13 protein-coding genes are annotated in these 15,510 nt (G+C 57.4%); 5 read left to right on the forward strand and 8 right to left on the reverse strand.

Features of this window, described 5'->3' with window-relative positions:
- Positions 1 to 151 precede the first annotated feature (151 nt).
- Both OSO_RS0107175 and OSO_RS0107180 read left to right on the forward strand, forming a co-directional pair.
- Entirely contained in the window at positions 152 to 1,552 is a 1,401-nt protein-coding gene (locus OSO_RS0107175) for a carboxypeptidase-like regulatory domain-containing protein (protein ID WP_029246744.1), read from the forward strand.
- 464 nt (positions 1,553 to 2,016) lie between these two features.
- Positions 2,017 to 2,436, forward strand: coding sequence for a hypothetical protein (locus OSO_RS0107180; protein ID WP_157605077.1), 420 nt, complete (start codon positions 2,017 to 2,019; stop codon positions 2,434 to 2,436).
- A gap of 31 nt (positions 2,437 to 2,467) precedes the next feature.
- Here OSO_RS0107180 and rsmB read toward each other — a convergent pair whose 3' ends face one another.
- Positions 2,468 to 3,871: a 16S rRNA (cytosine(967)-C(5))-methyltransferase RsmB gene (gene rsmB / locus OSO_RS42530; RefSeq protein ID WP_157605078.1), complete on the reverse strand. Its 1,404-nt coding sequence runs from the start codon at positions 3,869 to 3,871 to the stop codon at positions 2,468 to 2,470.
- A gap of 168 nt (positions 3,872 to 4,039) precedes the next feature.
- Between rsmB and OSO_RS42535 the strand changes: the two genes are divergently transcribed.
- Positions 4,040 to 4,312 (forward strand): hypothetical protein, encoded by a 273-nt coding sequence (locus tag OSO_RS42535; protein ID WP_010582768.1) that lies wholly within the window; start codon positions 4,040 to 4,042, stop codon positions 4,310 to 4,312.
- Positions 4,313 to 4,807: 495 nt separating this feature from the next.
- A complete protein-coding gene (locus tag OSO_RS42540; protein WP_010582769.1) occupies positions 4,808 to 6,472 on the forward strand; it encodes a formylmethanofuran dehydrogenase subunit A in 1,665 nt (554 codons plus the stop codon).
- Between the two features lie 26 nt (positions 6,473 to 6,498).
- On the opposite strand, the gene OSO_RS47575 is transcribed toward OSO_RS42540, so the two are convergent.
- The 6 genes from OSO_RS47575 to OSO_RS0107230 form a co-directional block, all read right to left on the reverse strand.
- The gene (locus OSO_RS47575) at positions 6,499 to 7,344 is read right to left on the reverse strand and encodes a phosphatase PAP2 family protein (RefSeq protein WP_010582770.1); all 846 of its coding nucleotides are present in this window, start codon (positions 7,342 to 7,344) and stop codon (positions 6,499 to 6,501) included.
- Positions 7,345 to 7,391: 47 nt separating this feature from the next.
- Positions 7,392 to 8,519, reverse strand: coding sequence for an LptF/LptG family permease (locus tag OSO_RS0107205; RefSeq protein WP_010582771.1), 1,128 nt, complete (start codon positions 8,517 to 8,519; stop codon positions 7,392 to 7,394).
- A gap of 155 nt (positions 8,520 to 8,674) precedes the next feature.
- Positions 8,675 to 9,457, reverse strand: a complete 783-nt coding sequence (locus OSO_RS0107215; RefSeq protein ID WP_010582772.1) for an MOSC domain-containing protein — start codon at positions 9,455 to 9,457, stop codon at positions 8,675 to 8,677.
- A gap of 98 nt (positions 9,458 to 9,555) precedes the next feature.
- A complete protein-coding gene (locus OSO_RS0107220; RefSeq protein WP_010582773.1) occupies positions 9,556 to 10,575 on the reverse strand; it encodes a CobW family GTP-binding protein in 1,020 nt (339 codons plus the stop codon).
- A 63-nt stretch (positions 10,576 to 10,638) separates the two neighbouring features.
- Complete coding sequence (locus OSO_RS0107225) at positions 10,639 to 11,388, reverse strand: ubiquinone/menaquinone biosynthesis methyltransferase (protein WP_010582774.1); 750 nt, start codon at positions 11,386 to 11,388, stop codon at positions 10,639 to 10,641.
- Between the two features lie 96 nt (positions 11,389 to 11,484).
- Positions 11,485 to 12,960 carry a UbiD family decarboxylase gene (locus tag OSO_RS0107230; RefSeq protein WP_010582775.1) on the reverse strand — a complete coding sequence of 492 codons (1,476 nt, stop codon included), beginning with the start codon at positions 12,958 to 12,960 and terminating at the stop codon, positions 11,485 to 11,487.
- A gap of 261 nt (positions 12,961 to 13,221) precedes the next feature.
- Here OSO_RS0107230 and OSO_RS0107240 point away from each other — a divergent pair, with 261 nt between their 5' ends.
- Positions 13,222 to 14,013: a ferritin-like domain-containing protein gene (locus OSO_RS0107240; protein WP_010582776.1), complete on the forward strand. Its 792-nt coding sequence runs from the start codon at positions 13,222 to 13,224 to the stop codon at positions 14,011 to 14,013.
- A 27-nt stretch (positions 14,014 to 14,040) separates the two neighbouring features.
- On the opposite strand, the gene OSO_RS0107245 is transcribed toward OSO_RS0107240, so the two are convergent.
- Positions 14,041 to 15,351 (reverse strand): response regulator, encoded by a 1,311-nt coding sequence (locus tag OSO_RS0107245; RefSeq protein ID WP_010582777.1) that lies wholly within the window; start codon positions 15,349 to 15,351, stop codon positions 14,041 to 14,043.
- Between the last annotated feature and the right edge of the window lie 159 nt (positions 15,352 to 15,510).

Genomic DNA, 15,510 nt, shown 5'->3' on the forward strand with positions numbered 1-15,510 from the left:
GGCAAAGGTGCCCAGTTGCACACAGCAGGCAGGAGGGGCCGCTCAGGTTCGATCACCGAATTCACCATGCGGTTGACGCTTTACACCTTATTGTCTTAGCCTGATTGCGGACTTCCCATCGCATCTGCCCATTCATTCGTTGAGATCCAACATGCTCGCTCGCAATGCGCGGAATAGCTTCCGAAGAATGCTCAGAAATACCGTGTTCACATTGGCGGTGAATCTGACACTCGGAGCGTTTGCGGAGGAGCCCGCTGGAGCGCCGTCAGAGACTAAGCCGGCCATACTGCGTGGTGTCATTCGGAATGAGGACGAGGGACCATTGATCGGGGTACGTGTCCGCGTCGCCATCCCCGCAACGGACATGCGATTCCTTGGGATCCAGGATACGCTCATGGGTTCGAAAGCAACGTCCGTCAAAATCCTGGAGACCAAGACCGTCAAGAACGGTGAATACCGCTTCGAGATTCCCGGGCTGACGCAACCGACGAAGATTTCGATCGACGCCATGCGGCCCGGCTACCGGCGGATCACAGGCATGCTCATGAAGGGTGGTGATCCGAACGAATTTGTTGTTTCACCAGGTGAGTCACTCGGCGCACCTTTCACACTGCATCCATCACTCTACGTTTCGTTCGACGTCGTTGACGAACAAGGGCGGCCGATTCCCAAGGCGATCGTTTCGGCCAACGCGAATACCGCCAGATCGTCGTTCGGGGTCGAACGGACAACCAGCAATCTCGACGGTCACGTCGAACTGTTCAACTATGAGATGACGCCCTTCATTGAAGGCGTTGGCGAAACAAAGGGGCGCATTTTCATCGAACATCCTGATTATCTGAGCCACACGATCGACGACGTTTACAACATTCCTGAAAACGAACGCAGGCGGATCCAGGTCGTGCTGCGAGCCGGAACGCGGGCAGCGGGCCAAGTGGTCGACGCGGCTGGGATCCCTGTCGAGAACGCGATGGTGAAAATCGAAGGTGGCGAGCGCAAGGCCTGCCTGACAGACGCAACAGGTCGGTTCGACCTGAAGGGACTCGCCGACGACCAACAATTGACGATATCGGTCTTGGCCAAAGAGATCGATCAGAAAACGTCGATGAAGGCGAACCTCAACCAGGACTTGAGCAACCTAAAGCTGCAGTTGGAGCCGATCGAGCTTCCCAAGACTCCGAAGATCTACACGGTCTTGGGGATGCAATTGACGGATCTGAGCCCGGATTATCGGACGGGATACAATCTGTTCATTCCAGCAGGAGCCCTGATCCTGAATCCTGGAACAGATTCAGAGCGATTGAAAATCGGAAACCTCGAAAAGACTTTTGTTTTCTGGTGTGTCGGCAATACCGATGTCAGTTCGGTGAAGCAATTCGTCAGTCAGATTCTGAAGGAAGTCGGAGACTCCGACAGTGACGAACATTTCATCCGCGTCGTCTATAGCCTAAGCATCGTCGATTTCGATGGCACGAACACCCAATACGTCAAGCTCACCAAAAACGACATCGCTCATTTGAAAGCAGTGCAGGCCGAGATCGAGAAAGAATGACGGGCGAATCTGAGGGATATGCTTCGGGTGGAGATTTCTCGTACGCAAATGAGAAAGGCCACCCTTCGGTGTCCTTCCGTTCGACCTCGTCAGCGTGTGAATCGTGATTCCCCATTGGCAGGATGTGAGGTGAGACCTTCGGACAATCACGTCCGGGCGGACCTTCACAACGTATCCTCGAAATTCACCCTCGGTAACGAGGTCGCCTTGTGATATTGCTGGTTCAGAGCCGCACCTCCTTTGTGAGAGAACTCCTCACATGGTCGGATGGCGAGTCCGATCCAATCATCCCTGATCGGCTTCTGATTGCTCCCTCCATTATTTCCTACGAAATCCTGGTATTGATTGTTGGTAAAAACACAAAAATCGACGCGAAATTTTCGCGACGAGCCGGTCGTCTGTGGCGTGATATTTTTCCATTCCGATTCACAAACGGGATTGACGACTTTGAGGGATGCCCTGAAATGAACGCCATCACGCGGATGACATTTCGCACCACACTGGCCGTCGTGATATTTCTTGCTTTGGAGCTGTTTGGATTCGTGGGGATCCACGAAATCCGAGTTGTGAACAATAACCCTTTCACGAATCCCGCCACGGTGTTTCGGATCGCGGACCATCAGATTGAATTCGCAGACGGCCGAATTCTAAAACTCGAGTACCCGCTGGACGCCGAATTCCAAACCATGATCAAGAACTCAGAAAATGAGGTCGGTCTCGAACCAGCATCACCGGAGTCACAGTCGATCATGCTCTGCGTTCGCCGCCTCGAAACGAACTGCCAACTAGGCCGCCCCAGCTTAGTCCTTCCGCTGATTGTCCACGACCGTCCCAAATTCGCAAAGAAATTCATCGCCTGGGGCAACCTGGAAACGCAACAGTAATTCGCATTGAAATCGGTAGCGAACGGCGTTTCTATGGATTCGTCACAATCAACGCCTGATAGGCTCCGTCTGCGGGTTGGCCGGGGAGGAAGGTTTGTTCTTCCACTAATTTGGCGTTGGGGAAGGACTCCAGGACGCGGCGGACGAGGTTTTCGTTTTCGTCGGGTTCGATGCTGCAGGTCGAATAGACCAGGCGGCCGCCGGAAGTCAGGCGTTCCAGGGACCAGCCGAGGAGGTTGGCTTGCACGCGATTCAGCTCGCGAACTCCGTCGGGGGTGATGCGCCAACGGGCTTCGGGGCGTTTGGCCAAGACACCCGTGTTGGAACAGGGAACGTCGACCAAGATCGCGTCGAAGGGACCGGTCGGCAGGCGAAAACCTTGTTCGTCGACCAGTTGCGAACGAATGATCGTGGCGCCCAGACGCTGGGCGTTTTCGTGCACGATTTCCAAGCGGTCCGACCGGATGTCGGTCGCGAGAATGTGGCCCTCGTTTTTCATCAAGGCCGCCAGATGGCAGGTCTTGCCACCCGGAGCGGCGCAGACGTCCCACACACGCTGACCCGGTTGTGGTGCGAGGCGCACGGCGGCACGGCTGGCGGAGAAGTCTTGAATGACAAACTTGCCTTCCACAAAGCCGGGCAGCGCTTCGACCCGCGTGGTGCCCTCGATCACGAAGGACTCGGTGCCCTCCAGCGGCTGAATTGTGATCCCGGCCGCCTGGAAGTCGGCGACCACTTCGTCGTAACTGGAACGCAACGTGTTTGGACGAGCCATCAGCGGTGAGGGGCTATTGAACCAGGCTCCCATTCGAAACAGTTCTTCAGGCTTGAATCGTTTGACCCAGCGTTCTGTCAGCCAGAGCGGAAGACTGAACGCACCGGCCAGATACGCGGGCAGGTCAGACTCGGGCTCGAAAAAGACGGGCTTGTTCAAGATCCGGTGGCGGTCGACGCTGACGGGGACCGCCGAGGCCGACGGGGTCGTCTGGAACTGGTCCGTCGCCAGGCGCGTGGCCCCTCGCAAGACCCCGTTGACGAAGCCGCTCCATCGCATCCGACCGGCTCGTTTGCAGAGTTCGACGGTTTCATGCACGGCGGCGTGCGACGGAATGCCGTCGAGCATGACGATCTGATAGACCCCAAGTCTTAAGATGGTCCAGAGCGAGACTTCGACCTGATCCGCGGGGCGGGCGACGAGTGTCTTGAGAATTGCGTCGAGCGTTCCCTGACGGCGGACGACGCCGCAGGCGAGTTCCGTGGCCAGACCGCGTTCCGAAGCGGGAAGCGCCGACTCGCGAAAGAGCTGATCGAGCAGATCGCCCACCCACATGCCGGTGACTCGATGTTTTTCGAGCACACGCAGGGCGGCCTCGCGGGCGGATCGGACCGTGAGGGACAGTGGTTCATCAGCGGGACTAGGTTGCAGCGGGGCCATTCGGTTTCCTGAAAGTTTCAGGATGAGCATGACATGGTTCGAAGAAAAAGTCCAAGATGTCCGTAACTCGGTCCAATTGGGCACACATTTCGGTTATACTGCCGTCTTCGCAAGAATCAGCACGGTGCGAACCGCAGCGATGGTGAGCACAAGGATGGAGGTAATATCATGGCAAAGCAGTGGTTAAAGCGATTGACCGTCGAGCAGGCCGAGGCCGACAACGTGATGGAAGGTCAGGGACAATCTGTTCCGTTCGGAACGAAGAATTCCGAGTGGGTCCGTTTGGTCTCGAAGATTCGCGCCGGCGACCAGTTGTACGCCTACCGTGAATCGCCTCCTCGACACAGTCGAGCGTTCAAATATGCGACGCCAACAGAAGGTGTGGCACTCGTTCGCGATGGCGATGTGGTGGCTCAAGTGGCGACCCTCGGCGGACGTTAACGCCATTTAGAGCGTAGGAGGGCGGAAGTCGAACAGGTTGACTTTCGCCTCACATACCGAGACGACGACGTTGAAACGCCGACATCCCTGTCGGTGCCGATTGCTGTTGCCGTCTCATCAGAGTCGATAGCCAAGTCTCAACCGCTGGACTCGGCTTTCGGCTCGTGTGCCATCCGCCCGGCTAGAATTTCTTGATTGCCAAATATTGAGAAGTCGTTTGGGCGGAGCCATTGGCACATTGAGAATCCGGTTTGATTGCAATTGTTCCGCCTGATTTGCCGCCTTGAGTCCCCACCCATTCGTGCACACTGGCGTCGCCAGTGGTTCGCTACTCGTTGCGTTAATTCGCTCACGGTGACCTTGAGGGTATTCGTGTTTTGACGCGGGCGACGGCCACGCTCGATTGCGAGTTCCGGGTCAATGAATCCGAAATGAGAGAATGCGACGACGACGAGTCGAAGGTCTTGCCCTTTCTACGATTCGAACGAAACGACCATGTCTTTACTGCTTGTTCGTAACGGTACCATCTATGACCCTCGTCATGGGGTTGATGGCGTTCAACGCGATCTGTGGATTTCAGGGGGGCGAATTATTGAGGCCCCGGCGGATACGTCGATTAAACCCGATCGCGTGATTGACGCAACCGGAATGGTTGTGATGGCGGGTGGTGTGGACATGCACTGCCACATTGCGGGGCCCAAGGTCAATTCAGCTCGCAAGATGCTGCCCGGCGATCGACGTCGGGCGAAGCCCTATCGACGCACCGCAATCGCTCGTTCGGGAACCATTGGCAGTGTGCCGAGTACGTTCGCGACCGGATATCTGTACGCGGGACTTGGATATACCACCGCCTTCGATGCCGCGATTCCACCACTGGCCGCTCGCCACGCGCACGAGGAATTCGCCGATACACCGCAGCTCGACAAGGGGTTTCTGGTCCTGGCGGGGAACAACCACTACGTCATGCAGCAATTGCGGAATGCCGAACCGCAGCTGGTGAAGGCGTATCTGGGTTGGTTGTTGAATGCGACCAAAGGGTATGGCATCAAGGTTGTGAATCCGGGCGGCGTCGAGAACTGGAAGTGCCGCGCAAACGGAAACGTGAAAACGCTGGACGACACCGTCGATGGATTTCACATCCGGCCGCGTGACATCTTGCGGGGTGTCGCCACCGCCGTCGATGAACTGGGGCTGCCGCATTCGGTGCACATTCACTGCAACAACCTGGGCCTGCCCGGGAACTGGTCTACGACACTGGAGACGATGCGGGCGCTCGAAGGGCAGCGAGGGCATCTGACACATATTCAATTCCACAGCTATGGCGGCGACCCTGACGATCAATCGACGTTTCGGTCCGAGGTTCCTCAACTGGCCGACTATGTGAACAGTCATTCGAACCTGACAGTTGACGTGGGACAGGTCATGTTCGGCGAAACGGTATCGATGACGGGCGACGGACCTCTGGGTTACTACCTGCACAAGGTCACCGGCCGCAAGTGGTTCAGCGGTGATATCGAGCAGGAGGCGGGCTGCGGAATTGTTCCGATCACCTACAAAGAAAAAAGCTTTGTTCACGCGTTGCAGTGGGCCGTGGGGCTGGAATGGTATCTGTTGGTCGACGACCCGTGGCGGATTGCGATGAGCACCGATCATCCGAACGGGGCGTCGTTCCTGGCCTATCCACAAATCATTGCGTTACTAATGGACCGCACACGACGTCAGGACGTATTGAATCGCCTGCCAGCACGGATCAGGGATGCGACCGTCCTGGGACAGCTTGAACGACAGTATTCGCTGTACGAAATCGCAATTATCACGCGCGCGGCCCCGGCGAAGATGCTGGGTTTGACTCGCAAGGGACACCTTGGACCGGGTGCCGACGCCGACATCACGATCTATACACCGGACGCCGACTATGAGCGGATGTTTGAACTGCCGCGATACGTGCTGAAGGCGGGCGAAATTCTGATTGAACAGGGTGAGATGAGAAAAAGCGTCGAGGGAACGACTCTTCAGACGGCACCAGACTTCGACGCAGGTGCCCTGCCCTCGATTCGGGAATGGTTTGATTCCCGGTACTCGATCCAGTTCCGGAACTATTCGATCGATGCCGATGAATATGCCGAGACGGTCGTGGAGCCAACGATCAGTGGGGCATGAGCCAACGCCAGCCTGCGTTCTCACAATTAGTCGAATCGGATCAAGAGCCACGCGAGGGCGACGGCGACGAAATAGACGATGATTCCAGCCCAAAGCACGTCACTCAGAAAATGTCCTCCTTGGAGGACGCGGGTGACTCCCATCGCCAACCCATAGCTCAGGCCGCCGAGCAGCCAGTAGCGACGCATACGCGTCTGCTTCGGGTTGATGATGAACGCGGGTCCCATCAGGAAGAACGCGATCGAAGCATGGCCAGAGGGGAACGACGAGTTCGGCAAATCGTACGTCGACCAGTCACCGACCAAGTGAAAGGCGAATTCGCCGCCGAAATCCTGGCATTGCAAGGGGCGCGGTCGGCCCCACATCATTTTCAGGCCGGTGTTCACCAGCAGCCCCGGTCCAATGGCCAGGAGCAACAACAGGAACAGCCCGCCGCGACGCAGCGTTTGCAGACGCGTGACATCGGCGTCCCGCCAGATCCAGCGGCCGCAGATCAGAGCCAGGGCTCCGACCGTTCCGACAAGAAGCGGTGGAAAGATGCCGTAGCGATAGAACGACAGTAACGGTTCGGCACGCTGTAACGTCCAAATATTGTCTGCGGCATTGTAGGTGAGGGCCGCAATTTTCCGATCGAGGTCGTAGGTGCGAATCATCACGCTGAACAGGAGAGCGCCGATTAATGGAATCCAGATCGGCCAGCGCGGCTGACGCAGTTGGCCATCGGCTTGTCGTTCCTTCACACAATCGGCCTGTCCGATGGGCGACACGATCGAGTTCGCATCCGGATCAAACAGCGATAGATTCGATTCGTCCGGGAGCGTGGGTGAGGACTTCGAATCGTGATTCGAAAACTCCCGCGGCAACGCGCTCACAACAGACTCCTTTAGGTCACGGCCTGATTCAGGCTACAGGTGATTTCTCAAGTTCGGATGACGCCCGACAGCCAGGCCGACAGTGCCCCGCCAATGACAACGGGCCCCCACGCGGCGAGATCCGGAGGGATGACGTGCCCCGCTCCAAGGGACTGAAAGCCCTGGGTAATTCCAAACACGGCGGCCAGGATAAATCCACAGAGAGACGAATCGGCAACCAGACCGGGACTCTCACGGCGAACCATCAGGGGGATCGTCAACAGAATCGCGATCACGTTCATGGCGGGCTGCATGAAACGCGAGTGGAGATACAGGACCAGGCGATGGACAGACACCATCCCGAAGGCGGGACAGCGAATGCGTGCGAGGAGCTCTGGCGTCGACAACGACGTGAAGCTGGAGCTGCGTTGAAACAGTTGATCACAGGTGATCGCAGAGACGACGAACACACTCGTCCCGTTCTTCTGGATCTTCACCAGCTCATGCCCTTTTTTCGTCAGCGTCGCCGCCAATTCATCGAGCGGCGGTTCGGACACGTTTTGGAGCATCCACCCTGATGGCTGCCGTCCCTTGGCAGGCCGAAACACGGCTTTTTCCGCTTTCAAATCGATCAGCTCTTTGGCGAGCATCGGCGGCGGCAACACGAACGCGGGTTTGCTGATCGTTCGCTCGGCCACGTTCACCCGATCGCCATCAATACAAATGCGCGTCACGTGATCGGTGAGGGATTCGACTTCCGACTGCGAGGGATCATTGCGATGCCGCAGTTCGTGCTCGAGAAAAGCGACTTGAGGGACAAGCACTTCCTGATTGAAGATCAGGACGGCATTGAAGGCGATCGCGGCCAGAATCATCGGCCGCAGAATGCGATACATCGGAATCCCTGCCGCGAGCAGCGGATGCAACTCTCCACTGCGTTGCAGGACGATCAACACGGTCATGACCGAGATCACGACCAGCGCTGGCCCGGCCTTGTCGATGAACATCACCGAGCGATAGCCGTTCAACGTGACAATCAGCCACATCAAACTGAGCGTGCCGTTGTCGCCGTTGAGCGCGAACATTTCATCGAGGTTTTCGAATAGATCGATGATGACGACCAGACCAAACATCGCCACGAAGCACACGCCGAACGTGTGGAGAAAACTTCGCAACAGATAGCGGTCGTATGTCATAACGCTTCAGAGAAGAACCAATTCCGTTTCGGCGCAGGCAAAAAGAACGGCCCGAACTTCGCGCAATGCGATTTTCGGATTCGGCGGGATTACAGGGGAAAGGGCAAACCGGGTCAAGACGGGTCCTAACTCACGACACAACGTGCTTACACACATCAGGTTGCGAGTTCAATCCAATCTCCCAAGTGCAGCGTTGCGGGGACCTGATCGAGGCGGCGAGTGTTGGTGCAGAGGCGATAGAAGTGATCGAAACGGTCGCGCGCCGCCCATGCGGGAAGAGTTTGCTCACGCAGCTTGCGGAACTGTTGCGAGAAACCAGCGGGACCGACAGTTCCGGTTATGGGATCGCGAGTGGGAACGACGCAGCGCTGGCACGGGTTCGTTCCGCCGAGTAAGGCCGAGCCAATCCGGAACGGCTTTGGTTGAGAGTCGGCACCAAAGAGGTGGTCTTCCCAGAACGGTTCGACTCCATCAATTTCGATGTTCGCCCGAAACCGCCCACGGACTTCCTCGACCGTCATTCCGGGAAACCAATCGGCGACCGTTTTCAAGGTAGCGGTGCTGACGATCGTCGGCCCAGACGCGTCCAAGTCGTCGGGAAAACCAGTTTCGTCATTCTCGACGATCGACACTTCGAGCGAGAAGAAGTCGCTCAGCCAATCCGATAACGGCTTTCCATCGCGATCCAGATTTCCGGCGAGAGACTGTGGTTCGCCCCGGCGTCCGACACGGTAGTCACGCGCCAGTGGATCAACGGAGAGGGCAAGTTGGTGCATCAGGGGCGTGCGTTTACCATTGATGAATTTCCCCGCAGGGTCGACCAAGGCAAACTGACGGTCATGACGCAATCCGCCATTCGGCAGAAGCTCAACCTGGGTATGATCGACACCGTCACACGACTTGACAGGGTAGACGGTCAGTCTCGCAATCGATGGCATACGACGTCTTCACCTTTCTTCCATAGTTCGCGTGATGGCGAATCATGAAACGAACGAAAATCACGAGCGTTTGTGACGAACGCCAATTGGAATGCAGTTCAGGATGCGGTGCGGATGCAATTTAGTAGCAGGCGTTCGAAATCATCCCAGTCAAAGTGAGGCTGATCCAGAATAATTTCCAATCGGCTGTCGCGCCGATACGGGATCGCACCGCAGGTCAGTTCGCCGCCGACTCGATTGAACAAGAGCCATTCATTTCCCACGTTGAAGACGCCCTTCAGTCGATGGACGTCAAAGCTGCCATTGAACAGTTCGAACAGATCCACTTTCCGGAAAGCATCCAAAGGGGAAAAGATCCAACCGCACGCGGCGCGGCCCATCTGATTGCTTTCTTTCCGCAGAGGATGACGGGGCAGGACGAGCGAAACGGTCGACGCCGTCGACCGATGTGCGTGCGGCGAATCGATTGGATGAGCTTCAGGAAACAGCGGCGTCCTTTCGGGCGTGACGTCGGCGTCGAGCAGGGTTAGGTCCAGCACACCTTGCGAGGTCGTGACGATCTGCGATTTCGGTGGGAACAGATGCTTCAAATGAGCGAGGAACGGATCTAGCACGGCAGGATCGGTGCGATCCATCTTGTTGACGACGACGACGTCGGCCATGTGCAGTTGATCGCGGAAGACATCGACGTTGGTCACGCGAGGATTGGCATAGTCGGCGGCGTCGGCCAGGCAAATCGTCGCGCGAAGATCAAGCACGCCGCGAAACCAGGGACCACGCAGGGTATCGAGCACTTTTGCGGGATGGCCCAGCCCTGTCGGTTCAATCAGAATTCGATCGGGACTTGTCTGACGAATCAGTTCCATCAAAGAAAACTCAATGGGAGAATCCGACGCGCAGCAGAAGCAGCCACCCGCGATTTCGCTGACGGCGATCCCTTCGGCCCCCGCCGATTCAATGATCGCTCCGTCGATCCCCACTTCACCGAATTCATTGACCAGCACCGCCCAACGCTCGTGCGGCGGTTTTTGTCCGATCAGGTGGCGGATCGAGGTTGTCTTTCCGACGCCCAGAAATCCGGTGATCAAATTCGTGGGAATCCGTGCGCGTTCCGTCATGATTCCGCCTGTGTCGTGGGACATTGCGATCGGTATAGGTGTTTTATCTGCGATCAACCGATTCTACACCGCGGTCCCCGGTTTCTGTCCGACATACAACGTGGCGATGCCGAATGTCAGCGGCGTGAACGTGACGTTGATCAGACCGCAGGCGGTCAACTTGTCAGCGAGCGCCTTTCCATAGGGGAACTCGGACACCGACGCGGGCAGATAGTCGTATGCCGACTGTTTGTTCTTTGCGAGCAACTGGCCGATTCGCGGCAGCACGTATTTGAAGTAGTTGCGATAGACGACGTTGAACAGGGGATTGGTGGGCATCGAGAACTCCAGAATGGCGACTCGGCCACCTGGTTGGGAGACGCGCATCATCTCTTTGATCCCCAGTTCGGTATTCGTGACGTTTCGCAGCCCGAAGGCCACAGACACGATCTGGAACTGGTCTGCCTCAAAGGGAAGGTGCTGCGTGTCGGCTTCTTGAAAGGTCAGCGATGCGGCACCATCGGCAATTTTCTTCCCCATCTGTCGATCGCGTTTTCCTTCGGCGAGTCGCAGCATTTCGGGAGTGAAATCGGTCGCCATCACCGGGATTTGCCCGCGGCCCGCGTTCCAATAGGCGATGGCCAAATCGCCCGTGCCGGTACAGACATCCAGGATTGGTGCCGTTCCCTTGGGGGCCACCGCGCGAATCGTCCGCCAGCGCCAGTAGTAGTCGACACCACCGGACAGCAGATGATTCATCAGATCGTAACGTCCCGAGATTTCACCAAACATCTGGCGAACACGGGCTTCAGACTTATCAACAGTAACAGACATAACTCACTTCAGTGATTCGCGGGATTTTGGAAAGGATCTCTGGCGACCAACCATTTCAGCCGAGCCATGAATGGTAGCAGCCGCGGCACCCTGGCGTCATTCGTTCGCAATTGTGGAGGGCCGCCGTTCGAGATTGAATTCGGACCAGCGTTCGCGAACGCGGGCGGCGATTTCGCTCGACATCACCAGCGGCTCGGGCCACGGTTCGCCACGTTCTGCGGGCAGTTTCCGTGTCGCATCAATGCCGACACGCCCCGCCAGAGACGTCGGCAACCGAGTATAGTCGTCGTCGCGAGCTCGGCCATCCGACGCAATAAAATCGGACGATGGACAGGCGTTCGTCCCCACCGCCAGCCAAACACCGTCGTCGTCGTGCACGTCGACATCTGCATCGACGATCACGATGATCTTGGTTTGCTCGAACAGTTCGAGGCCCCAAAGGGCATGGAGCACTCGTCGCGCCTGATGTGCTGCCGATTTGTGAATGCTGACAAACAACAGGTTGCGACCGGCCGAGGCGAGTGGCTGATTGATGTCATGGATCTCGGGCAGCAAACGCTTGATCATTGGCAACTGGATACGATCCCGCGCCAACGTGAGCCACGAATCTTCGCTGGGCGGCGGGGCCGTGACGATCGCGGGGAATACCGGGTTCGCCCGATGCGTGACGGCTGTGACCTGAATCAGCGGCAGGGCTCGCGTCACATAGCGACCGTTGCCGCGCGCCACAGTTAAAGGAGTTACCGAGAATGATTTTTCGGCATCGATGTAACCTTCAATCACGATTTCGGAACCGGCGGGGACTTCGAGTTCATTCGTACGGCAGCGAATAACATCTAAACCTGCACCGCGAATCATCCCTGCAAACGCTCGCGAGTCCAGCGGTCCACGCACGCGATGTGTCAGGCTGAGGAGCGGGTCGCCGCCCAGACTGATCGCGACTGGTAAGTTCTGTCGAGAATCGATCGCCGATCTGATCAAGGACGACTGTTGATGGTCTTCGTCGTGCCAGCCCAATTCTTGCTGGCCCGCAACAACGAGCGGGGGCTGGAAGATCACGGTTGCCCCAGTGAGCGGGTCGACCGTGACAAGTTGCCCTGACGTGATCACGGGGTACGGTTCGCCCGGCCAGCAGCGTGGAACGGGCAATTCCCACAGGCTGACATCACGTCCCATCCTCACGACCTGCTGACAGAGTGCGGTCTTGACCGAACGAGGTGCCCATTTGCTGAGACTTCCCCAGTTGGGAACCAGCTTCAACGCATCCAGCCAGCTTGCCGACGAATCGGCTTGAATGCGCCGATCGAGCAGCAAAGACACATCGTCCAGGTGATCCACCCCCAGACAACAACACAACCGACGAGGTCGGCCCAGCAAGTTTGTGACGACTGGGATGGACGCGTTCCGGACATTCTCAAAAAAGAGCGCGGGCCCCCCGTCGGAATTCGACTTGGTCACACGGTCGGTGATTGCCGCCAGCTCAAGCGCCGAATCCACGGGCGCAGCAATCCTCACAAGCTCTTGTTTGTCTTGAAGTTCGGCAAGGAAGTCACCCAATGAGTCGTAGGGCATGATTTTCCAGAGCAGTCGTGCTGTAATCAGGGCTGCGGGGATTATAGCGGCGCCGACGACGACAGTCCGCGCTACCGCCGCACCCGATCGAAATAAACGGGACGGACCATTTCGAGGTGCTGAAAGTCAGGGAATTCTGCACGTTGGCGTCGTCCGTTGCCATGATTTCAACTGTTGATCGGGCTTGCATTACCTACAGCTCAGGATTGTGGCGCGACTTGCGACGGGTCGTCACGCGCGTCAATCCAAACGGAATCGAAGATGGAACTGCGTGAATTGGCAGAGCGAATTTTGCGGAATCCCTCGCTGGAAGTGAAACTCGAACGTGTCCGCGAACCACTGACGGATCTGAATCCAGGTGAACCCGTTCGGATGGTCGAACCGGCGCGAGCCCCGGATTTGGTCTTCGCACCACCGCGCGCGGCCCCTTCGATGCCGCATCCCTCGACGTTTGTGGACCCACGCAAACGGGCGATCGCGCATCACATCCTGGCGAATCACGAACTTCAGGCCCTCGAAGTGATGGCCTGGGTGTTACTCGCGTTTCCCGAGGCCCCGGCTGCGTTTCGACTCGGGCTAGCCAAGGTCATGGCCGACGAACAGCGGCACACCCGCCTGCACGCCGAACAGGGAGCGACGCTGGGAATTCGCTTTGGCGAGCTTCCGGTGAACTGTTATATCTGGAAAAAAGCCCAGCAGTTTCAATCGGTACTCGACTATCTCGCCGGCCTGCCGCTGACATTTGAAGGGCGAAATCTCGATCACACACTGGAGTTTGAAGAGTACTTCCAGACTGCAGGCGACGAGAAAAGCGCCAATATCATGAAGGCCATTCATCATGATGAAATTCATCATGTGGCATTTGGCCTGGAGTGGCTGCAGCGACTGAAGCCGGAAGGGCAGTCCGACTGGGACGCCTACGTCGCGCATCTACACTGGCCACTGCGACCGGACAAGTCGATCGGCGATCGATTTCATCTCGAGCCACGATTGGCGGCAGGCATGTCGCCGGAGTTTATTGAACGACTTCGGGCGGACCAAAAGCAGAGTTAGACGTTTGCCGTTTGGGGTTCGACGCGATCAGGCGCTCAACAGGACTTTGTCGGTCGTCTCGACAAGCAGACGATTGAGGATCATCACGAGTTGCTGCGGCTGCGTGCGCAAGACGTGGCCATCGACCCCACCCATCTCTTGAGAGGACCGGTCGGTTTGGGTCAGTCCGATCACCTTCAGTCCGCGCGACTGACGGCGGTCGGCGATCAGTTGTGCCAGGCTCGCGGACACAGTCTCGCCGATCAGAATCGCGCTGAATTCGTCGGACGGCTCCAGAATTTCCAACGCTTGAGCCGCCGATTCGGCCATGCAAGGTTCAAAACCCGCCGATTGAACGGCCATGCAGATCAAGTGTCGATAGAACAACGACTCTTCGACAATCAAAATGCGATGGGATGGGATCGCGACTGGAGGCACGGGCTCGTACGCGACGGAGACTTCGGACGGCAGATCCGTGAATAGAAACTCGGTGGTCTCGTCGAGATCGATCGTTTCGTTTGAAATCGAAAGGGCCTGGTCTTGGGCCTCACTGGCATCAGCCGTCAATGGCAGCGGTTGCGTGACTGGCAGTGCCGCGAACGAAGGGGGCTCATGAAGTGTTAACGGTTCCGGCGCTGGCATCTCGCTACGTGATCGCTGGGCAATCTGCTCGACCAATTCTCGCGTTGAAGCCGCCAGATGTTCCAAACGCGACGTCGTCGTGACGTAGGGTGTCTGGTCCGCGACCATTCGGACGTGAAGACGATGGCACGTCTCGTCCAGCTGCGCCACGAACTGCTCAAGCATCGTCAGCAGGCCGTCGTCGATGCTGTCTTGTTCGACCGCCTCGCGTTCGACGACCGGTTCGAGATGCGGAACCAATTGGGTCTCGCCAGCCGGCTCGATGCTAAGTTCGAACGGAATCGACGGTGCGTCGGCTTGGACCGGGATCATGTCCGCCACCGGCTGCCAGATCGTCTGGAGCGAGAACCGTTCAAGCTTGCGGACGCCTTCGGCGTCGGGAATCTCGGGTTCTTCGCGTGTCGCTTCCAACCCCAGCAACACCTCTTGGAGGGAACTGACATTCGTGGTGAGAATGTCTTTCAGTTCTTCCGCCGAGAACACGAGACTGCGGGAACAGAATCGTTCCAAAAGCTGTTCGAGTCCCACGCAAATGCGCGAGACTCGTTTGAGCTTCAGATCGTCGGACATCGACCACAACCGCTGAAGGCCGTCGATGAGTTCGATGACCGACTCACGACCGTTCGTCATGGCGGGAAACGCAGACAACCACTGATGGAAACGGCCGACGAGAACCCAGCCATCGTCCAAGAGAAACTCGACGCGAGCCTGGTCCATCAATGCTCTACTCCCGGCCAGCGCTTGCTGGCATCCATGAAACCAGGTGCGTTTCGGCTGATTTTGCCGATTGAATCAATTACGCAGACTGGTCGTACTCGGGATATCGGCCGACTGTTGTCCGAAAATTGAGTGCGAGTCACCAGCGAGCGCGACAGA

Source organism: Schlesneria paludicola DSM 18645 (assembly GCF_000255655.1).
In the GTDB taxonomy this organism is placed as follows: domain Bacteria; phylum Planctomycetota; class Planctomycetia; order Planctomycetales; family Planctomycetaceae; genus Schlesneria; species Schlesneria paludicola.

What these genes read in the sequence shown, in the direction of transcription:
- OSO_RS0107175 (WP_029246744.1), top strand. Translation starts at nt 152, where the DNA reads ATGCTCGCTCGCAATGCGCGGAATAGCTTCCGAAGAATGCTCAGAAAT.
- OSO_RS0107180 (WP_157605077.1), top strand. Translation starts at nt 2,017, where the DNA reads ATGAACGCCATCACGCGGATGACATTTCGCACCACACTGGCCGTCGTG.
- rsmB (WP_157605078.1), bottom strand. Translation starts at nt 3,871, where the DNA reads ATGGCCCCGCTGCAACCTAGTCCCGCTGATGAACCACTGTCCCTCACG.
- OSO_RS42535 (WP_010582768.1), top strand. Translation starts at nt 4,040, where the DNA reads ATGGCAAAGCAGTGGTTAAAGCGATTGACCGTCGAGCAGGCCGAGGCC.
- OSO_RS42540 (WP_010582769.1), top strand. Translation starts at nt 4,808, where the DNA reads ATGTCTTTACTGCTTGTTCGTAACGGTACCATCTATGACCCTCGTCAT.
- OSO_RS0107205 (WP_010582771.1), bottom strand. Translation starts at nt 8,519, where the DNA reads ATGACATACGACCGCTATCTGTTGCGAAGTTTTCTCCACACGTTCGGC.
- OSO_RS0107215 (WP_010582772.1), bottom strand. Translation starts at nt 9,457, where the DNA reads ATGCCATCGATTGCGAGACTGACCGTCTACCCTGTCAAGTCGTGTGAC.
- OSO_RS0107220 (WP_010582773.1), bottom strand. Translation starts at nt 10,575, where the DNA reads ATGACGGAACGCGCACGGATTCCCACGAATTTGATCACCGGATTTCTG.
- OSO_RS0107225 (WP_010582774.1), bottom strand. Translation starts at nt 11,388, where the DNA reads ATGTCTGTTACTGTTGATAAGTCTGAAGCCCGTGTTCGCCAGATGTTT.
- OSO_RS0107230 (WP_010582775.1), bottom strand. Translation starts at nt 12,960, where the DNA reads ATGCCCTACGACTCATTGGGTGACTTCCTTGCCGAACTTCAAGACAAA.
- OSO_RS0107240 (WP_010582776.1), top strand. Translation starts at nt 13,222, where the DNA reads ATGGAACTGCGTGAATTGGCAGAGCGAATTTTGCGGAATCCCTCGCTG.
- OSO_RS0107245 (WP_010582777.1), bottom strand. Translation starts at nt 15,351, where the DNA reads ATGGACCAGGCTCGCGTCGAGTTTCTCTTGGACGATGGCTGGGTTCTC.